Origin of the sequence: Kyrpidia sp. (assembly GCF_023512215.1) — a bacterium.
GTDB classification, from domain to species: Bacteria; Bacillota; Bacilli; order Kyrpidiales; family Kyrpidiaceae; genus Kyrpidia; species Kyrpidia spormannii.
The window spans coordinates 1-19,269 of the sequence record NZ_JAILZZ010000054.1; the positions used below are offsets into that span (position 1 = coordinate 1).

The 19,269-nt window shown below is 60.3% G+C and carries 13 protein-coding genes; 7 read left to right on the forward strand and 6 right to left on the reverse strand.

The window, feature by feature from the left end:
- Positions 1–448 precede the first annotated feature (448 nt).
- The 3 genes from K6T64_RS14250 to fdhA all read right to left on the reverse strand — a co-directional run bounded on the left by K6T64_RS14250 (position 449) and on the right by fdhA (position 3,699).
- Positions 449–1,249: an SDR family NAD(P)-dependent oxidoreductase gene (locus tag K6T64_RS14250; protein ID WP_100666719.1), complete on the reverse strand. Its 801-nt coding sequence runs from the start codon at positions 1,247–1,249 to the stop codon at positions 449–451.
- Between the two features lie 418 nt (positions 1,250–1,667).
- Positions 1,668–2,450 carry an MIP/aquaporin family protein gene (locus K6T64_RS14255; protein WP_170084822.1) on the reverse strand — a complete coding sequence of 261 codons (783 nt, stop codon included), beginning with the start codon at positions 2,448–2,450 and terminating at the stop codon, positions 1,668–1,670.
- Between the two features lie 31 nt (positions 2,451–2,481).
- Positions 2,482–3,699 (reverse strand): formaldehyde dehydrogenase, glutathione-independent, encoded by a 1,218-nt coding sequence (gene fdhA, locus K6T64_RS14260; protein ID WP_170084821.1) that lies wholly within the window; start codon positions 3,697–3,699, stop codon positions 2,482–2,484.
- A 214-nt stretch (positions 3,700–3,913) separates the two neighbouring features.
- Between fdhA and K6T64_RS14265 the strand changes: the two genes are divergently transcribed.
- On the forward strand, positions 3,914–5,044 hold the full coding sequence (locus K6T64_RS14265) for a PucR family transcriptional regulator (RefSeq protein ID WP_288010763.1): 1,131 nt from the start codon (positions 3,914–3,916) through the stop codon (positions 5,042–5,044).
- 82 nt (positions 5,045–5,126) lie between these two features.
- Here the strand turns inward: K6T64_RS14265 and K6T64_RS14270 are convergent, their stop codons facing one another.
- Positions 5,127–6,902 carry a phospho-sugar mutase gene (locus K6T64_RS14270; RefSeq protein ID WP_288010764.1) on the reverse strand — a complete coding sequence of 592 codons (1,776 nt, stop codon included), beginning with the start codon at positions 6,900–6,902 and terminating at the stop codon, positions 5,127–5,129.
- A 240-nt stretch (positions 6,903–7,142) separates the two neighbouring features.
- Between K6T64_RS14270 and K6T64_RS14275 the strand changes: the two genes are divergently transcribed.
- Both K6T64_RS14275 and K6T64_RS14280 read left to right on the forward strand, forming a co-directional pair.
- A complete protein-coding gene (locus K6T64_RS14275) occupies positions 7,143–8,492 on the forward strand; it encodes a CoA-disulfide reductase (RefSeq protein ID WP_288010765.1) in 1,350 nt (449 codons plus the stop codon).
- An 81-nt stretch (positions 8,493–8,573) separates the two neighbouring features.
- Positions 8,574–12,149, forward strand: coding sequence for a DEAD/DEAH box helicase (locus tag K6T64_RS14280; protein WP_288010766.1), 3,576 nt, complete (start codon positions 8,574–8,576; stop codon positions 12,147–12,149).
- A gap of 1 nt (position 12,150) precedes the next feature.
- Here the strand turns inward: K6T64_RS14280 and K6T64_RS14285 are convergent, their stop codons facing one another.
- Together K6T64_RS14285 and K6T64_RS14290 are read right to left on the reverse strand one after the other, a co-directional pair.
- Positions 12,151–13,341, reverse strand: coding sequence for a M20 family metallopeptidase (locus tag K6T64_RS14285; protein WP_483306152.1), 1,191 nt, complete (start codon positions 13,339–13,341; stop codon positions 12,151–12,153).
- Between the two features lie 251 nt (positions 13,342–13,592).
- Positions 13,593–14,474, reverse strand: coding sequence for a Gmad2 immunoglobulin-like domain-containing protein (locus tag K6T64_RS14290; RefSeq protein WP_288010768.1), 882 nt, complete (start codon positions 14,472–14,474; stop codon positions 13,593–13,595).
- A 168-nt stretch (positions 14,475–14,642) separates the two neighbouring features.
- On the opposite strand from K6T64_RS14290, the gene K6T64_RS14295 reads away from it, so the two are divergent.
- The 4 genes from K6T64_RS14295 (at position 14,643) to K6T64_RS14310 (ending at position 18,948) form a co-directional block, all read left to right on the forward strand.
- Positions 14,643–15,734, forward strand: coding sequence for an NAD(P)H-dependent flavin oxidoreductase (locus K6T64_RS14295; RefSeq protein WP_288010769.1), 1,092 nt, complete (start codon positions 14,643–14,645; stop codon positions 15,732–15,734).
- A gap of 597 nt (positions 15,735–16,331) precedes the next feature.
- Positions 16,332–16,847: a Uma2 family endonuclease gene (locus tag K6T64_RS14300; RefSeq protein ID WP_288010770.1), complete on the forward strand. Its 516-nt coding sequence runs from the start codon at positions 16,332–16,334 to the stop codon at positions 16,845–16,847.
- A 331-nt stretch (positions 16,848–17,178) separates the two neighbouring features.
- Positions 17,179–17,580, forward strand: a complete 402-nt coding sequence (locus K6T64_RS14305; RefSeq protein ID WP_288010771.1) for a Fic family protein — start codon at positions 17,179–17,181, stop codon at positions 17,578–17,580.
- A gap of 171 nt (positions 17,581–17,751) precedes the next feature.
- Complete coding sequence (locus K6T64_RS14310; RefSeq protein ID WP_288010772.1) at positions 17,752–18,948, forward strand: glycine-rich domain-containing protein; 1,197 nt, start codon at positions 17,752–17,754, stop codon at positions 18,946–18,948.
- Positions 18,949–19,269: the final 321 nt, after the last annotated feature.

The window sequence follows — 19,269 nt, forward strand, 5'->3', positions numbered from 1 at the left end:
CGGGGGTGAGCCCATCGGGGCAGCGAGGAGAATTATAGGCCCTTTGAGGGCCCGGACACAACCCGGGCGATCCCCGATTTCGGCAGGGCAACCGGCTTCATTCGCCCCCATGCGCCCGCACGCTCGGGAATGCGCGATTTTTTACCGGCGAATGCGGCCAAATGCCGGAGCCAGCCGGTCCTCGCCCCCCGGGGGTGGCGGGGCGGCGACAAGCCGCGCCCCGTGTCCTGGCGAAGAGAAGATCAGAAGCGAGACGTTCACAGCCTTTCCCGGCCGGCTTTCCCGGACTGGGCCGGCCCCGACCCGATGCCTACCTCCGCGGGAACCCCTCACACCCCCGGCTTCACCAGCCGCCCCACCGGGCCCGCGATCGGCCGGCCGTCCTCCATCACCTGAATCCCCGCACAAAAACGGCCACCGGCCCCAGTAAGCCTTTCCTAAATCCCCCTCACACTGCCAACCAGCCACCATCCACCGCATAGATGTACCCGGTACAAAACGCCGACGCATCCGAGGCTAGGAACACCCCTATCCCCGCTAAATCTTCTGGCCTGCCCCATCGGCCAATTGGAGTCCTTCGGGTGATTTCCTCATGGACCTTGCGCAGCTCGGGATCCGGAACATCCTCGCGCAATTTTCCTTCCCCGAGATTCGTCCGAATAAAGGCCGGGGCGATCGCGTTCACCCGAATCCCCATCGGAGCCAATTGCACCGCCAGAGTTCGGGTGAGCTGAACCACACCGCCCTTCGCGGCTGTATACCCGATGGCTCCCATTCCGAAATCCCCCACGAGACCGTAGATAGACGCCGTGTTGATAATACTCCCCCGTTTGCGCTCGACCATCACCCGGGCCGCCGCCCGATCGGTGAGAAACACGCCGGTGAGGTTCACGGCAATCACCCGGTCCCAATCTTCCTTGCTGTATTCGGTGACCAGTGCGCCTTCATCCCCGATCCCGGCATTGGCAAAACACACATCGAGCCCGCCGAGTTGCCGAACCGTCTCTTGTACCATGCGATCGGCGTCCTCTTCCTTGGACACATCCGCCCGGAGCGCGATCACTTTCCGCCCAGTCTCCCCTGCCAGCTGCTCCGCAGCCTTCCGGGCCGCCTCCTCATTCCAGTCCACCACCGCCACATCCGCGCCGGCTTCCGCCATAGCCCTTGCAAAAGCAAGTCCGATTCCACTTCCGCCCCCAGTTACCAGAGCAACCCGGTCATTCAGTCGAAAGGCGTCCATCACACTCATGTCTGCATCCACCCCCTTTAATCTTTACCCTTTTAGTATAACCTCACATAATACTCCATTCGAGCCAGGCCGTTGATCAACTTCCGGGCACAACCCATCCCGAACACTCCGGAAAAGGAAACCGCAACAACGGCCGCGGAAACGAGATGGGATCCCGTGGGGATCACCGTAACGGGATGGGATTGGGTATTGAAAACCCCGGACAGAGCGAACGCGGAACACAGGAACGTTGAACCGACGGTACATATGGCAGTTGCGAATGGAATCTGCCCCAGAAAAAAGGCCCCCTCACCCCGAGGGGGCCGCTGCCAATTGCCGCCTCACCGCCTCACCGCCTCACGCGGTCACTTCCCCATGTCCGCCACTAAGAAAACCGCGCCGTCCGGCGTGCCAACCCGGCACCCGTACATCGCCCGCCTCAGGCAGTTTCATGTTTCGCCGCCGCCTTTTGTTCTTCCGCCCCGGACTCGTCGCCGGGCACCGTCAATCCCGCCACCGCACTATATAACCAGGCGGCCAGCGACGCCCCGAGGATCGGGCCGATCACATACACCGGATACTCTGCCCACCGCACCTGCCCACCAAAAAAACTGTCCATCACATAGGGACCAAACGTACGGGCCGGATTAAACGATGAACCCGTGGGCCCCGCCGTGGTCATGATAATCCCCGCCACCGTCAACCCGATAACCAACCCTGCAAACCCTTGGGGCGCGCGGCCGTCCACCGCCGCGCCCATGATCACCGTCATCAGGACAAACGCCTCGATCGCCTCAATCACAATTCCCTGCACATACCCTGTGGAAGGAGCGAGCACCGTCGCCCCGAGATTGCCCACCGTCGCTCCGGCCGGCCCCAGGATCGCGACAACCCCCAGCGCCCCCGCCATCGCGCCGATCAGTTGGGCCGCCACATAGGCCGGAACCTCCCGCCAGGGAAACCGCCGGATCACCGCCAACCCCACCGTCACCGCCGGGTTGATGTGGCACCCCGAAATATGCCCGAATGCATAAATCATCCCCGCCACAATGATCCCAAACGCCAGACTGATGACACCGACATCGGCCAGGGTCGCCGGGTGATGCGCCTGCCCCGTCAATATACCGTTGAACGCCGCACACCCCGGCCCGATCAACACCAACAACGCCGTCCCGATCCCCTCGGCCAGGCTTCGGCTCCATAACGAAGGTGCCCGGTCCATCGACTCTCCCCCGCATTTCGGCCCGCCGCTCTCAGCGCCGGATCAGGCCGTGGGGATCGATCACAAACTTCCGGGCCACACCCCGGTCAAAATCTTTATATCCCTGGGGAGCCTCATCCAGTGAAATCACCGTGGCGTTGACCGCCTTGGCGATATGGGCCTTCTCATTCAAAATCGCCATCATCAACTGCCGGTGGTACCTCATCACCGGCGTCTGCCCTGTCACAAAGCTGATCGCCTTTGCCCATCCGAGGCCGATGCGCAACTTGAGCGTTCCCTGTTTGGCATCCTCGTCCACCGCGCCAGGGTCGCCGGTCACGTACAGGCCGGGGATTCCCATCCGCCCGCCGGCCCGGGTGACTTCCATTAATGAGTTAAGAACCGTCGCCGGCGCCTCCCGGTGCTCCGGTCCGTGACCGTGGGCCTCGAAGCCCACGCAGTCCACCGCGCAGTCCACCTCGGGCACTCCAAGAATCTGCTCGATTTGCTCCGGAAGGCTGTCATGTTTAGTGAGATCCACCGTTTCACACCCAAAGCTTCGGGCCTGGGCCAACCGCTCGGCGTTCAGGTCACCCACGATGACCACCGCCGCCCCCAGCAACTGGGCAGAGTGGGCGGCCGCCAGTCCTACAGGTCCGGCCCCGGCCACGTACACCGTCGACCCCGGTTTCACCCCGGCACTCACCGCTCCGTGAAATCCCGTGGGAAAAATGTCCGAGAGCATTGTGAGGTCCAGGATTTTTTCCATGGCCTGGTCCTTATCCGGAAATTTCAACACCTGAAAATCTGCATAGGGCACCATTACATACTCGGCCTGACCGCCGACCCACCCGCCCATGTCGACATACCCGTAAGCAGAACCCGGGCGATCGGGATTCACATTGAGACAGATGTGTGTATTGCCTTCCTTACAATTCCGACAACGGCCGCACGCAATATTGAAGGGAACGGAAACCAAATCTCCCTTCTTGACAAACTCCACATCCCTCCCGACTTCGATGACTTCGCCGGTGATCTCATGCCCCAGCACCAACCCCGGAGGGGCGGTGGTCCTCCCGCGGACCATATGTTGGTCACTTCCACAAATGTTCGTCGAGACCACCTTCAGAATAACCCCGTGCTCACATTTCCGCCCGACATTGAGTGGATTGACCCCCGGCCCGTCTTTCAGCACCAGTTCCGGGTAGTCGATGGTTTGCACCTCGACGTGCCCCGGCCCCATGTACGTGACCGCCCGATTGCCTGGCATCAACCTCTCCCCCTCTCATATATTCGTAGCCTGCGCCTTAAGACTATCAATGGAGGTGTATACAGAACAATATGTTAATTCTATATTTATGCCCGTGCACGATATCTTTTGTCAAACCGAACAATCACAAAAAAGCGACGAGCCGGGGTATAATGAGTTTGTGATCAGAACGAAACGTTCCCAAACCCAGTATCTTTATCGGAGGGATCCATGGGTGCAACAGGAACAACCGGAACGAAAGGACGTGAAGATCGAGCCGATTTTTACCGAAGCCCACCAGTGGGGAGAAGAACTCCTTCGGGAATTGGACGCCATCGTCGAGGAACTCGCCCTCCGTCTTCCCGACGTCTCCTTCCGGATTGAGGATCGCTACGGGGTCTTGGTTCGCGGACGCCGGGCGGACGGCAGTGAAGACCTCCCCCCGGCCCTGTGGCCTGCAGAACCCATCACGGCTCAACGGCGGACTTTTGGCGTCCTGCGCACCGCAAAGGCTTTAGCGCCTCACCAGAGAAGCGGGCTCACAGAGCCTCTACTTCGCCTCGCCCTCAACCTCACAGAACTTTTGGCCTGGGCCGAGACCGAAGCCGAACGCAGAGGGGAAAAAATCCAGCGGTTGCTTCAATCGGGGTTAACCCAGGAGGTTCAGCAACTCCTGCAATTGTGCGGCCTTTTCGATACCGGGCCTTTCGTCCTGGTATCGATGGACTTAAAAGACCATCGCGCCCCTTTCCAACACATGGACGTCTTGCGCAAATTCATGTTGGCCCACATCTGGGGATATCGAACTAAATTTGATTTTCTCGCGTATCGGCCCAATGGACTCACGGGAATTTTCGTGTCCAGAGACCCCGACAACTGGTCAAGACAAGGCAAAGCCTTGTACGAATCCTGGCAAAACTACCGCCCCGACCTCGGACTTCTGATCGTCGTTTCCAGCACACCATCGTTGTCGGATCTTTCCGTCACATTAAAAGAAACGGAGCTTTTGCTCCGTTTTGCCGCTCGCAGTGAACTTCGAGGGGTGATCCCCCCGCTGTTTCACCGGCGAATCAGCCGGGTGCTTGCCCAACTCAGCCCCGAGGCGTTACATACGCTGGTGGAGGACACCTTGGGCCCACTGCTGCTGCCGGAGCACAGCCATCTATTGGAAACCCTCCGCATGTACTTGTTCCTCGGCCAAGGGACGAGCCAAACGGCCGACGCGCTCTTTATCCATCGCAACACGTTGATGTACCGACTCCGCCAGATCGAGCAGATTCTCGGCGTCCAGCTCCGGCGCATTGAGGATGTTTCGGCAATCTGGACCGCTCTCCAGGCAGCGGAACTTCTCGCCATGACCGAGTGAAGGGACCGACAGGCCCCTGGCCTTCACACCGCCCCATACCCAAATCATGGCCCTGCCCCAGGGACCGCTCACACCCACAGACCTACCCTTCAACCCGCTCCATCACCGCCCGGTGCAGCCGATCCACAAGCTCCCGGGCCTGGGCTTCGTCCTTTCCACGGACTCCAAAGTAGATCTTCAGCTTTGGCTCCGTTCCCGAAGGCCGTAAACAGAACCACTGCCCCCCTTCCAACACGAACTTCAGCACATCTGACCGGGGCAACTCCAGCTTCCCCTCACTGCCGTCCGCCCGGCGCACCCGGCTCACGAGGTAGTCCTGCACCTCCATCACTGCCAGCCCCGCCACCTCCCGGGGGGGCGCCTCCCGCCAGCCCTTCATCATCCCCGTCATCCGGGTCTGACCCTCGGCCCCGGGCATGCTCACCGACACCAACCGCTCCCGGTAGTATCCGTACTGGCGATAGAGCTCCTCCAAGCGGTCGAGCAGGGTCTTACCCGATCGCTTGTGGTACGCGATCATCTCTGCCACCAGAGCCGACGCCTGCACCCCGTCTTTATCCCGGACAAAATCCCCGATGAGGTAGCCGCAACTTTCCTCATATCCGAAGACAAAGCTCCTTCCGGTGCCCTCAAGGAGTCCGATCTGTTCCCCGATGAATTTGAACCCCGTCAACACGTCGATGGTCTCGAGACCGTACGCATCCGCCAACGCCCGCCCCATCTCCGAGGTGACGATGGTCTTGATCATCACACCCCTGTCGGGCAGCGCACCAAGATCTTTTCTCCGTCCCAAAATATAATCCAACAAGAGCACGCCGACCTGGTTGCCGTTGAGATATTCGTAATCCCCGTGGCCGTCCGCCACCGCCACCCCCACCCGGTCGCAGTCGGGGTCCGTGGCCAAAGCCGCATCCGCTTTCAACTGCCGGGCCAGTTCCAGAGCCCGGTCGAAAGCCGCGGGATCCTCAGGGTTCGGCGACGACACGGTGCGAAACTCCGGATCCGGGCGCATCTGATCCTCCACACACACCACCCAGTGGCCCATCTCCTTCAGGACCCGGGGCACCAATTTGCCCCCAGTCCCGTGCAGCGGCGTGTAGACCAGCGTCGCCAAAACTCCCGGCCGCCCAGCTCCCCTCTTGTCCACCGCACCGTCCCCCGGGCCTTCGGCCAAGGTCAGCTGCCGCACCCGGGCGACGTACCGATCGTCCATCTCCGACCCGAGCCGCCGCAGCAGCCCCGCCCGGACCGCCTCCTGTTCATCTGCCGTGATCACCGCAAAAGGATCTTCCACCTGGTCGATCTCCCGGACAATCGCCTCGGCCAGGGACGGCACCGCCTGGCAACCGTCCGGTCCGTACACCTTGTACCCGTTATACTCCGGCGGATTGTGGCTCGCCGTGATCACCACCCCCGCCGCCGCCCCAAGCTCCCGCACCGCAAAGGACAACTCCGGGGTCGGGCGAATGTCTTCAAACAGGTAAACCGGAATCCCTGCCCCGGCCAGGGTTAACGCCGTTTCCTTGGCGAATACGTCCGACCATCGCCGGGAATCGTAAGCCACCACCACTCCGCGGTCGGCAGTCCCCTGCCCTTTCAGATACCTCGCAAGCCCCGCCGTAGCCAGGCGCACCGTGAAGCGGTTCATCCGATTGGTCCCCGCCCCCATCACCCCGCGCAATCCTCCGGTTCCAAACCGCAAGTCGTCACCGAACGCTTCTGCCAAAGCCGCGGGATCGCGCTCCAACCGCGTCAGATCTTCAGCCAGATCCGGGTCGGCCATTAAGTGTTTCCTCCAAACCCGGTAGCGCTCTTTTCGTTTCTCGGTCAGCCGATCCCCTGCCGCACTTTCACCCATCCGGCACCCCTCCACCCATCAATTCGTCCGATCATGTCATTTTAACTATACCGGAAAATCTCTCATTCTGTGTAGCCGAACCGGACGGGCAGGGCATCCCCGCGGACTCCATCCGTCGGTTGACCGGGCTCCACTGCTAAAAGCCTTCCGAAAACGAGTGGGCGGGCCGGCCCCTCATCCCCCGTTGTGTGTCGCGCCATACCTCGGGTAGTATAAAAAGGAGCGAAAGGGGCTGACACAATGGGAAAACGCTTCGTCATCATCGGCGGCGACGCGGCGGGGATGAGCGCCGCGTCCCAGATCCGCCGCCTGCAAGCGGACGCGGAAATCCTCGCTTTTGAAAAGGGATCGACCCTCTCCTACGCCCAGTGCGGCTTACCGTATCTCATCGGGGGCGTGGTGCCCGAGGCCAAGAATTTAATCGCCCGCACCCCCGAGGAGTTTCGGGACAAGTACCGCATCCAGGTTTTCATCCGCCACGAGGTCACGAAGATTCTCCCCGAAGAAAACGCGGTGATCGTCAAAAATCTGGCCGAGGGAAGCGAGGAGGGCTTCTCCTACGATACCCTCCTCATCGCCACGGGTGGACACGCCATTTTCCCGCAGTGGGAAGGGCGGGACCTGGAAGGGGTCTTCCCCCTCAAAAATATGGACGACGCCCTCCGTATTCAGGGTTGGGTACAAAAGAAGAATGTCGCCAAGGTGGTCATCGTGGGCGGTGGATACATTGGCCTGGAGATGGCCGAGGCGTTTCATCATTTAAAGAAAGAAGTGGCGGTGTTAGACTTGGCGCCCCAAGTGGCCGGGACCTTTGATCCCGAGTTGGCGCAATTGGCTCAACAGGAATTGGAGCAAAATGGCATCCGCGTGGCGCTGAACGAAGAGGTGGTGGCCCTGCGGGGAGAGAAGGGCCGGGTGACCGGGGTGGAGACGAAGACGGGCTTTTACCCGGCGGACCTCGTGCTCGTGGCCATCGGAATCCTCCCCAACAGCGAGCTCGCCAAAGACGCAGGAATTGAGTTGGGAGTCAAAGGGGCGATCCGCGTCGACGACCAGATGCGGACCAACCGGCCGAACATTTACGCCGCCGGCGACTGCGCCGTTCACTATCATCGAGTCAAGGGGACCGAGGATTACATCCCCCTGGGGACAACGGCCAACAAGCAAGGGCGCATCGCCGGGACCAATATGGGCGGCGGAGAAGCGCATTTTGCCGGAGTCGTGGGGTCGGCGATCATGAAGGTGTTGAATGTGGCCATGGGCAGAACCGGGCTGTCGGAGCGCGAAGCGAAACACCTCAACATTCCGTACGAAGTGGTGTCGATTCGCTCCCGGGACCACGCCGGTTACTACCCGAACGGGGAGCGGCTTCACCTCAAGCTGCTCTATCACAAAGAGAATCGAAAGTTGCTCGGGGCGCAAATCGTGGGGAAACACGGGGTAGACAAGCGGATCGACGTCATCGCTACCGCCTTGTACGCCGGCCTCACCATCGACCAACTGCAGGAACTGGACTTGTCCTACGCCCCGCCCTTCAACTCCGTGTGGGATCCGGTCCAACAAGCCTCCACGGTTGCTGGCCGGTCTTAATTTCGGCCGCGCCCCCCAAACCTTTCGCCAGGTGGTGTACAATGAGAAGATGAGAATCTTCGACCGGGTGAGGGGATACGCATGCAACCGTTTCCGACCACAGCGAGGGAAATTCTGGCCCTGGTCGGCGACCGGGCTACGTACAACCGCGGGAAACGTTATGCTGACGAAGGACGCGTGCAAATCACAAGTCCGCCCGAAGGGAATCTCGCGGTCAGCGGCCGCCAACAATGGGAATGCTCGGTCCTGGGAAGCAAGGAATACCGAGTCGTGATCGAGAAACACCAAGGCGCCCTGGAACTCCTGTGGTGTTCTTGCCCGGCTTTCGGACGAATGGGCGTGTGCAAACACATCACCGCCGCCCTGTTGCATTTGATTGAGTGTGGCTTTGTACAGCGGGAGATTGAGCCGGGCAGCAAGCGCCCTGGAGACGACCGCTCCGGTGCGTTTGTGCAAGAGAGTCCAAACTTCGGGAATGGGAGCCGAAGGGCGGTGGATCAACGGCCCGAGCATGATGACAGCTTGGCATCCGGCGCCAGCACAGGCCAGACCGTCCGCGACAGCAAGGCCCGGGAAAAAGAATCGCAGAAGGCCCGGGTCGCCGTCGCCCACCTCATCCGAAGATTGGGGGACCTGTTGGAATCGGAACACCAACCGGGCGGGACATCGGCCGGGCCGCTCCCCTCCCCGGAGCCTCGGGCGACATCCCGCCTGACCATCGATTATGTTGTCGTTTACGAAGGCCACGTGAGCCTTGAGCTGAAAGCCGGGGTGGACCGCACCTTTGTGGTCAAGAATATCCGGGATTTCATCCGGGATGTTCAGATCGGCGCCCCCCACCCCTTGACTCCGAGGTTCTCGTACCAGCCGGAGTTGCACCACGTCGCCCCCGAGGATTTGTCGATCCTGCGGGTACTCGGCCAAGTGATGGCCGAAGAAAGTTTTTATCGCTCGGTGAACGGGTATTACTCTTATGATCGTAAGTACGGGGATCGCCGTTTGGCACTTCCGCCTGCGGCAGCAGACGCACTCCTTGACGAACTGCGCGGCCGGCAGATCTTCCTGACCCACGGCACCGCCGCCCCGGCGCCCATTTATGTCGCCGAGGATCCACTGCCGAAGGCGGGGCTCGAATTCCGCCTTCTCCCGGGCGACAAAACGACGGAAGGGGGCGTTCGGTTGGATCTCGCCCCCTTGGCCCGGGCTGAGTACTTGGCAACTTACCGGTGGCTGGTGGTAGACGGAACTTTGTATCGCCTGTCCGAACAGGAGGACAATCTGGTCTCCAGCTTCATGCTGGCACTCCGTTCTGAAACGAGACCCGGGGGGTTCCTTCGCCCGTACGAGCGCCCACAGACTCATCTTTCCATCCCCCGGGATCTGGTGGGCACCGCCCTGTCCCTGACCGTTCCGGCTTTGGAGACGATCGGCAAAATTCAGGTCCAACCGTCTTTATCGAAACAGATTGCAAAATTCCCCCTGCGCACCGAGGTCCTCATTGACGAGGGGCCCGACGCCCTTTCCCTGGACGTCTCTTTTCATTACGAGGATGCGGTGTTTCGCCCGGTAGCCGGATCTGCGCCGGAATCTCCCAGCAAGGACGCCGACCGTGCCGTCTCGCCGTCTATGGATAAGTTTTACATCCGAGACATGGATCGGGAAATGCAGGTCATTTCGATCCTGAACGGAGGCCCTGTAACCGTCAAACCGGGTCCCGGGGGACAAGCGAAACTGTCCGTCCCGAAAGACGACGAAACGCTTTATCGGTTTTTTCACGAAACGGTTCCCGCCTTGACGGCCCTGGACCACGTCAGTCTCTACCTGTCCGATGGCGCCTCCGCCTACGTCACCGACGTTCAGCCACAACCAGAGATTCGCTTCGATCTCGACCCGGCCGGGGGCTGGCTGACCGTGCGTTTCGACGTACATGGGGTCGACCCGGCGGAGGTCGAACAGATTCGGCAAGCTCTGCTCCGGGGGATGCGCTACGTGCGCCTCGAGTCGGGTGCCTTTCTCTCCCTGGAAGATGAATCCTTCCGCCGGGCCCGATCGGTGCTCCAAACGGTCCTGGGAGACGCGCGATCCTCATCCCGGAAAGGCCGGGATGCTCGAGGGTTTCGCGTGCCGCTATACAAGACGGCGCTCCTCGTAGACGCCGACGACACCCGGGGTGTAGCCCGGTACAGCGCGGCCGTCCGAACTTTGGTGGAGTCCCTCAGTGACCCGGAAGCCTTGGAAATCGCCCCGCCAACGGGCCTTCGCACCGCTCTCCGCCCCTATCAACTCACCGGTTTTCGCTGGATGAAAACGCTCGCCCACTATTCCCTGGGGGGTATTCTCGCCGACGAAATGGGCCTGGGAAAAACGGTGCAAACCATCGCCTTTTTGCTGTCCGAGCGGGAGACGGCGCCCACCGATCGGCCGTCCCTCCTCGTGGTGCCGGCTTCGCTGATTTATAACTGGGAGGCCGAGTTTCGCCGTTTCGCCCCCTCCCTGCGGGTCATTGTGGCGGACGGGCCACCCGAGAGCCGGAACCAGAAACTGCAAAATCTGCAGGCCGGGGACATCGCCGTCATCTCGTACCCGTTGCTCCGGCAAGACATCGCCCAATATGCGGAAATTCCCTTTGAACATTTGATTTTGGACGAGGCCCAGACTGTCAAAAACCACACCACCCAGATTTTCCGGGCGGTCCAACAGATCCAGGCCCCGAAGCGGTTCGCCCTGACCGGGACGCCCATCGAAAATGCCCTGGACGATCTCTGGTCGATCATCCACACCTTGATGCCCGGGCTTTTCCCGCCCCTTCAGCGGTTCAAAGACCTCTCGCCGGAACAAGCGCGGCGTCGGGTCCGCCCCTTTATTCTGCGGCGGACAAAACAAGATGTCCTCAGAGACCTCCCGGAGCGCACGGAGATGATCCACTGGGTGGAGCTCGACGACAAACAGAAGGCGGCCTACCTGGCATTCTTGAACGACGCCCAACTCCGGGCCCAGCAGCTGATGCAAAAAGGCGGATTGACGGAGAATCGCATCGCCATCCTCGCCCTGATCACTCGGCTTCGCCAGGTGTGCGCCGACCCGGCCCTGGTGGTGCCGGATTACGAGGGAAGCTCCGCCAAACTGGAAGCCCTTCTGGAGTTGCTGCGGGAGTACCAGGCGGCAGGCCGCCGAGCCTTGGTCTTCTCCCAGTTCACCCAGATGCTGGAGCGCATTCGCAGGCGCTTGGCCGAGGAAGGGATCGAGGCCTTTTATCTCGACGGCCGCACCCCGCCTAAAGATCGTTTGGCCATGGCCGACGCATTCAACGCCGGTGAAAGGGGCGTGTTCCTCATTTCCCTGAGGGCCGGGGGGACGGGACTGAACCTCACCGGGGCGGACACGGTGATTCTGTATGACCTGTGGTGGAATCCGGCGGTGGACGCCCAGGCCATCGGCCGGGCGCATCGGATCGGGCAGAAAAATCCCGTCCTCGTGCTCCGGGTGATCGCCAAAGGAACAATTGAGGAGCGGATGTACGCCCTGCAGATGAAAAAACAGGCGTTGTTCGACCGGGTGATCGAGAGTGAAAAAGACCCGTCCGCATTCCGCCTGACGGAAGAGGACGTCCGGGCGCTGTTGTCCCTGACCGAAGCGGACGCCGAAGCCGTGCGCTGAATTAAGAAGCCTTCACCTCGGCCAACAATTTCATCACCCCGGCGGCCAGGGCCTTCACCCCGATGGGCAGGGCGTCCTCATCCACGGTAAACCTGGGGTGGTGGTGCGGATACACAATACCCTTATCCGGATTCCCCGCGCCGATGAAGAAGAAGCTCCCCGCCACCCGGGATTGATAAGCGGAAAAATCTTCTCCCCCCATCGTGGGCACGGCTTCGACGATCACTTCGGGGCCAAAAGCTTCCTCGAGCCCCTCCCGAAGCCACGCCGTCACAGTCGCATCGTTGATCACCGGCCGGTATCCGTGGGTGTACTCAAAATCGTACTCCGCCCCGTGGGCTTCGGTCACCCCCTTCAGAATCCGCTCAATCCACTGGGGCGCCTGCCGCCGCAACTCCGGATTAAAACAGCGCACCGTCCCCCACAATTCCGCCGATTCCGGAATAATATTGTCCGCCGTTCCGGCCATAAACCGCGTCACCGAGACCACCAGCCGATCCAGTGGGTCCACATAGCGGGACACAATGTGTTGCAGGTTTGTGACCACCTGGGCGCCCACGGCGATGCTATCCACGGTGAGATGCGGCTGAGCCGCGTGCCCGCCCCGCCCGCGAATCACGATCCGGAACCTGTCCGGCGAAGCCATGAGTTCCCCGGCTTTCACGCCGATTTTACCGACCTCCAAGGGAATCCAGAGGTGCGCCCCGATCACCGCCTGCACCCCGTCCAGCACCCCGAGATTCACCAACTCCTGGGCACCTCCGGGAAACAGTTCTTCTGCGTGCTGAAACAAAAACCGCACCTCGCCCCGCAGCCGTGGGCGAAGCTTGGACAGGACCCGGGCTACCCCCAGCAGCATCGCCGTGTGCCCGTCGTGCCCACAGGCGTGCATCACCCCGGGATTCGTCGAGGCGAAGGGCAGATCATTCTCTTCCTGGATCGGCAAAGCGTCCATGTCCGCCCGCACCGCCACCACCGGGCCGGGGGCCTCCCCGATCAACCGGGCCACCACGCTGGTCTTCGTCGGCCGACTCAGCTCAAAACCGCCAAAAGACAGCAGGGTATCGTAAACGAATTGCGCCGTATTCTCTTCCTGAAACGACAACTCCGGATGGGCGTGCAAATACCTCCGCCAAGTCACCACATCGCCGCCCGCCGCTGCCGCCAACGCCGACAGTTCCTCGGCCAAAATCGCCAAGACGCCCCCTCCTCCCCACTACGTGCCCATTTCGGCTGACTTACGGACATCTGAATTTTATTACGATACCGCCCGGGATCGCAATAAACGTTTGTTTCTTAATTGAGTGCCACGGGCCCCGGCGGGCATTTTCCGGAGCCCACCACCATGGCCTGGCCCTGCGTGAGCCGACGGCCGCACCCCAGCCCTCCGGCCCCTCAGCAAAAACACAACCCGGATCCTGACGACACCCCGGGCCGGATCCATCACCGCTGGAACCGCACGGGCACCATCACCACATCCTGTTTCGACCCGTCCCGGGGGCTCGCCGCGTAAACCATCAACATCCCCGCCGGATTCGTCGGGGCCTTATAGGCGAAATTTTTGTCGATGGTCATCCATTCCGGCGCGCCCGCTCCGGACAACACTTGATCCAGGAGGACATTGTGACCATCTTCCAAATACACGTGAATCTGGCCCTCGAAGGCCCGGGCTTTGCCCTGGAGGTGGAGCGATGTTCCTGTCAGTGTGTGCTCGGGCTTGGGCGCCGTCACCATGATGTTCGGCTCCACCAAACCCGGGGATTTCGGCGCCCTGGGCCCTTCAAAAATCAGTTCATACGCAGTGGCCGAGGCCGGCGTCTCCACCACATCCACCGGATAACTGATCACCTGGGCGTACAGTTTGCCCGGCTCGGGATCACGAAAGACGGCCCTAACCTGAAGGTGCCCGCTTGGCAACTGTTTGATTTCTTGCACCTCGACCGTATAGCCCGGATTCGGGCTTGGGCCCCGGCTGACCATCAGGTACCTGGTCCTGCCAAAGGTAAAAAATCCCCAGAAGGGCCGCTCACGATTGGCCCGCACCCAATCGCCCATCTCCGCCGCGGGATAGTCCCCCTCCGCCACGTGCCGGACCGCCAGCTTTTTGACCTGCGAACCGTTCGCATCGTTGGGATTCGTCGCGGTTGCCCCCTTCTGCCCATCCGAGGCGGACGCCGTGTCCCCGGCCCCTTCCGGCACCGACGCCCCGCCGCCCTGACCCGGCGCGGATGGTGCCGCCGCCCCGCAGGCCGAAAGCACCAGCGCCGCCGACACCACGCCCGCCATCGCCGTCATCCCCCGTCTCCACACACCGCCACTCGCCATGGCCCTCACCTCGCGAATGTGGGTAGGCCGCCATGTGGATAACAGCCTTCCAAGACCACCATAGCATACTTCATCCCGGGTGGGCGAGGGGAGATGTTATACAGGAGGGCTTTACGCCCGATTTGCGTTACAATGTGAGATAGATCCTCATTCAAAGGAGCGAATCCCATGTGGAATGACACTGCCGTCACACGCATGTTAAGCATTCAATACCCCATTATCCAGGCCCCCATGGCGGGAGGGCCCACGACGCCTGAACTCGTCGCCGCGGTGTCCAATGAAGGCGGACTCGGTTTTCTCGGAGCCGGATATATGTCGCCCGACTCCATCCGAGCCGCCATTCGCCGGATTCGTGAACTCACCGATCGGCCATTTGGAGTAAACCTGTTTATTCCAGACCAGAACATCCAAGTGGACAGGGAAGTCGTCAAGGCCATGATCCATCATTTAAAATCCCTCGAGGCGTTACCCGAGGAGGTGGGGAGGGAGATTGACAGCATTCCCATCGAAAATGCCCCCGGGGATACGTTTACCGAACAGTTGGAAGTCATCTTAGAAGAACGCATTCCCGTCTTTAGCTTCACTTTCGGCTGCCCGACCCAAGAACAGATCACAGAGTTGAAATCCCGCGGAATCCGAGTGATCGGCACGGCCACCAGCGTGGCGGAAGCCGTATACCTCCAGGAGGCAGGTGTGGATGCCGTCGTGGCCCAGGGTTGCGAAGCGGGCGGCCACCGCGGGACCTTTCTCGAAGCACACTCGTCTTCCCTTATCGGCACCATCACCCTGGTTCCCCAAATCGTGGACAGAGTCCGCATTCCGGTCATCGCCTCCGGAGGGATCATGGACGGCAGAGGGATCGCCGCTTGCCTCACCCTCGGGGCGTCCGCCATTCAAATGGGCACCGCCTTTCTCGCCAGTCGGGAGAGCGGCGCACACCCGGCCCACAAGAAAGCCCTGCTCCACAGCCGCGACACCGAGACTGTCATCACAGACGCCTTTTCCGGAAAACCCGCCCGGGGCCTCAAAAACACCTTTATTTCGTGGATGGAACAATATGACGTCCCAATACCACCGTATCCCATTCAGAATGCCCTCACCCGCCCCATTCGCAACTGGGCCGCACGACAAGCCGATCCCGAATTCATGTCTCTGTGGGCCGGCCAGGGTTCCGCCCAGAGCCGGGACGCGAGCGCGAGAGACATCGTCCGGCAACTCATTCAAGAGGTGGAACGGGCGATCGGCAAGGCGACCGGTTGAACCCGGTTGCCTGGCCACGAGGAACCCCCACTGAAGGGAGGTACCCCATACCCCGTCGACGCCTTACGTCCGCAGTTCCCAGAAGAAGACAAATGGCACGTGTCCCATTTATCGAATTGGAGTTCACCAAATCCCTCATCATGCTCCAACAGCCTGGTCTTGACGTATTCCAACTGTGCCTGGATATTGTCAAGCCTCCTGCGAACTCCCCAAGGATCCGCCGCAAAGCCTCCTCGTCCATACCCCGTACCCACCTCGCCAAAAGCCACATTCGCCATAATGTTGCGCTGAAACTGGGGCGGGATACGACTCTGTCCATGTCTCCGAGTCAACCAAGGGTCGATGAAATTATCCTGTTTGTGGGCTGACAGAGACGCACTTTTTTACGTATAATGGAAATCAATGAGGAGAGAAAACGCATGGATAACAGCTTCACCGGATGATTGACTCCTTGCCGGACGATAGAGCGGCGTTTAGCGTCGAGAAACTGACTGAATTTATCGTGGGCGTCGATGCCACCTCTACCGGCCGATGAAAGAAGCAGGAGTGGAGTTTGAACTCGGAGACTCCGAGTGATGTTGGAAGGTGGGATGGCGGATGGAAGTCCAGCTTGACCCCAAACAGTTTGAACGGTGGGAACGTATCGACGGTGTGATTTACGACATGACCCCGTCGCCTTCAACAGAACACCAAAGGATTGTGGGCAGACTGTTTCGTGACATAAGCGGATATCTAAAAGGAAAAACGTGTGAATGTTTTACTGCACCATTTGATGTTTACCTGGATGGTGACAAATCGGGAAATTATGTGCAACCAGACATCACAGTCGTGTGTGATCCATCGAAACTGCGTCCGCATGGATGTGTGGGCGTTCCGGATATGGTCGTGGAAGTTCTGTCACCTGCTACAGCATACAAGGACAAGACGGTCAAGCTCCGGGCCTACAAGGCTGCAGGAGTTCGTGAATATTGGATTGTCGACCCACACCACCAGATTGTAGAAGTCTATCGACTGACTGATACCAACGTGTTCCCGACAGTACACAACAAGGACGAAACGGTCACGGTAAGCATCTTTGAAGGGCTGGACATCGACCTACGGGACATATTCTAAATGACCGGGGTGGCTAGGGCGTTCCGGTGGGTCGTCATCTCGCCTCCTTATTCTGGAATGCATACCTTTCTACCCGATCAGTGGTTGCTGCTGTGGTTTCTCGGAAGACTGCCCGAGGTGTCCTACGGGTCGGAGGGACTGATCCGCCACCCCAGTCCCGGGGAGTTTGTGGCCGAGATTCGGCGGGTGTGGATGCGGGTCGGACAAGGTGTGCGCCCCCAGGCCCCCACCAGCTCACCGACTTCCCACAAACGGCGCCCTATCTTTACACCTCCCCGACAAACCTCCCCTCCACCGCGACGAGATGCCCCTTTTTCACCACGGCGCGGACGTGATTCACCCCAAAACGATAGACGAGACTACAAAGGAGGAATATTACGACACGCTGTACAGGTCGTCCCAGGGCTGGCACGAAGCTGGACACGGTCTGACACCTTGGTTGGAATATGTTCTGACCGTCATCTTAGCGGCGTACCGGCGATTTGAACAGCGGGTGGGAGCTATTCAGGAGCGTCAAAAACGGGGATGGAAGCAGGCGCGCATCGAAGAGGTGGTGCGCAGGTTCGTCGCGGATTTCACGATTTCGGATGTGGAGGAACTGTGCCCCGGGATCAGCCGGCCTACCATTGCCCGTGCGCTGAACAAGATGAGCAAAGGCGGTCGCATCCGCTGTATCAAGAAAGGCCGCAACGCCAGGTGGGTGAAAAATCCTGATGTCACAACCGAGTGTTAAGCTATTACCCCGGCACATCTGCACATTCCCGTCTTGACACATCCCGCCAAAAGCAAACGTCAAGGCCGTGTTAAGATAATGTAAAGACTTCTAGGGTTTACGGGAATTGTCCCAAGGCTGTACACTGGGTCTAGAGGCCGGGAAATACAGCCTCTCAGTGGGAGGAATTCGGTGGCAAAGCGAATCGGCATTCTTGCGGCTGCGGCCTTGATCACCATCGGTCTTATCTCCATCATGACAGGCCCCTTTCGCGACAATCGCATCGTCACGATAGCGGGCGACATCCTGTTGGGGGTCCTGTGGTTTGTCGCCATAAGGTTTTTGGGCGCCAACCGGAAAAGCCCGGGGATCCGTAAGCAACCGCCGGCGACCCGCCCGTCTGTTTCCGGGAGTACCCGGACCCAAACGGGTTCCCGGGGCCAGGCTCAGCCCGACTGGGGAACCGTCCCAAAAGGGTTGGATTTGCAGACCGGCACGCCCCTGGAGCCCTTGGCAGAAAGATTGGACGCATCCCTAGACCCGGCCTACGTGGAGAAGGTCAAGAATCGTTGCCTCAAAGATCACCCGGAGTGGACACCCGCGGAGTTCGATTGGGCCTTATTCGAGCTCAAACGCTTTTTCCTCTTGTCGGCCATTCTCCGCTACACGCCCATGTACAGCCAGACGGTGGACGAAGTGTGGCACACCATGCTCCTGTTCACCCGGGAATACGAGGATTTTTGTACCCGATTTGCCGGCCGGATGATCCACCACCTCCCGAATCCCGAGCCCATCCTCAACCCCGGGGAAAGGGCGTGGTTCGATTGGAACTATCACCAGATTTTTCATCCGCTCCCCTACAGTTGGTTCGCGTGGAACGGATTTTTCCGTTATCCGTTGCCCGCCGATCTCATTCAGGAGTTTGAGAAAAGCGAGTTTTCAGCCTTGCAGGAAAAATATTTCCGTCCGGATACTCCTTACGCCCAGTGGCTGATCAACGCCCTGCAGGACCAGATCAATCAGGCAAAAATGAAGCTCGCCAGGAGTTCGGGAAGCACGAAAGGTCGCCGGACGACCAAAAAATCGCACATCTCCACCCTCGTCACCGGTGCCGCTTCGATGGTTTATTTTTCCTTGGCCGCACCGGAACAGTTCGCCGCGAGAATGACCTCCGCATCTCCGGAGGCGGCAGCCGCTGCCAAACGGGACCGCTCGAGCGGCGGCAGTTCCTGCGGAACCGGAGTGTACTACTGGGGGGATGGCGACTCCCACCACCATCACTCCCCGGATCACGACGGTTCATCCTGCGGGGGCAATTCGTGCGGAAGCTCGGGCCACAGCGGCAGTTCCTGCGGAAGCGGCTGCGGAGGCGGATGTGGCGGGAGTTGAGGGGGCGGCAACCTAGGGCGAATGTTCGATAATGGCGGCCCGCCCCTTCGGAACGAGCCGTTGCTCACCGGGCTCAACCTGAAAACAGGGCCTGTGGACTGGATGGACAACTAAAAGTGAGTTGTCCCCAAGTTCCACAGGCCCTGCTCGAGTGAGGCCGAACCGCCCGACCCCTTGATCTTAACAGCCAGTCACTCCGCACGCTTCTCCTCCATATAACAACTGTAGACACCGGGGGGAGCCATTTTCGTCAAGCAGCCAATTCCTCCAGAGACTTGCCGGGTTCGATGCGCCGGGTCGCAAGAATAACAAGGCCGGACA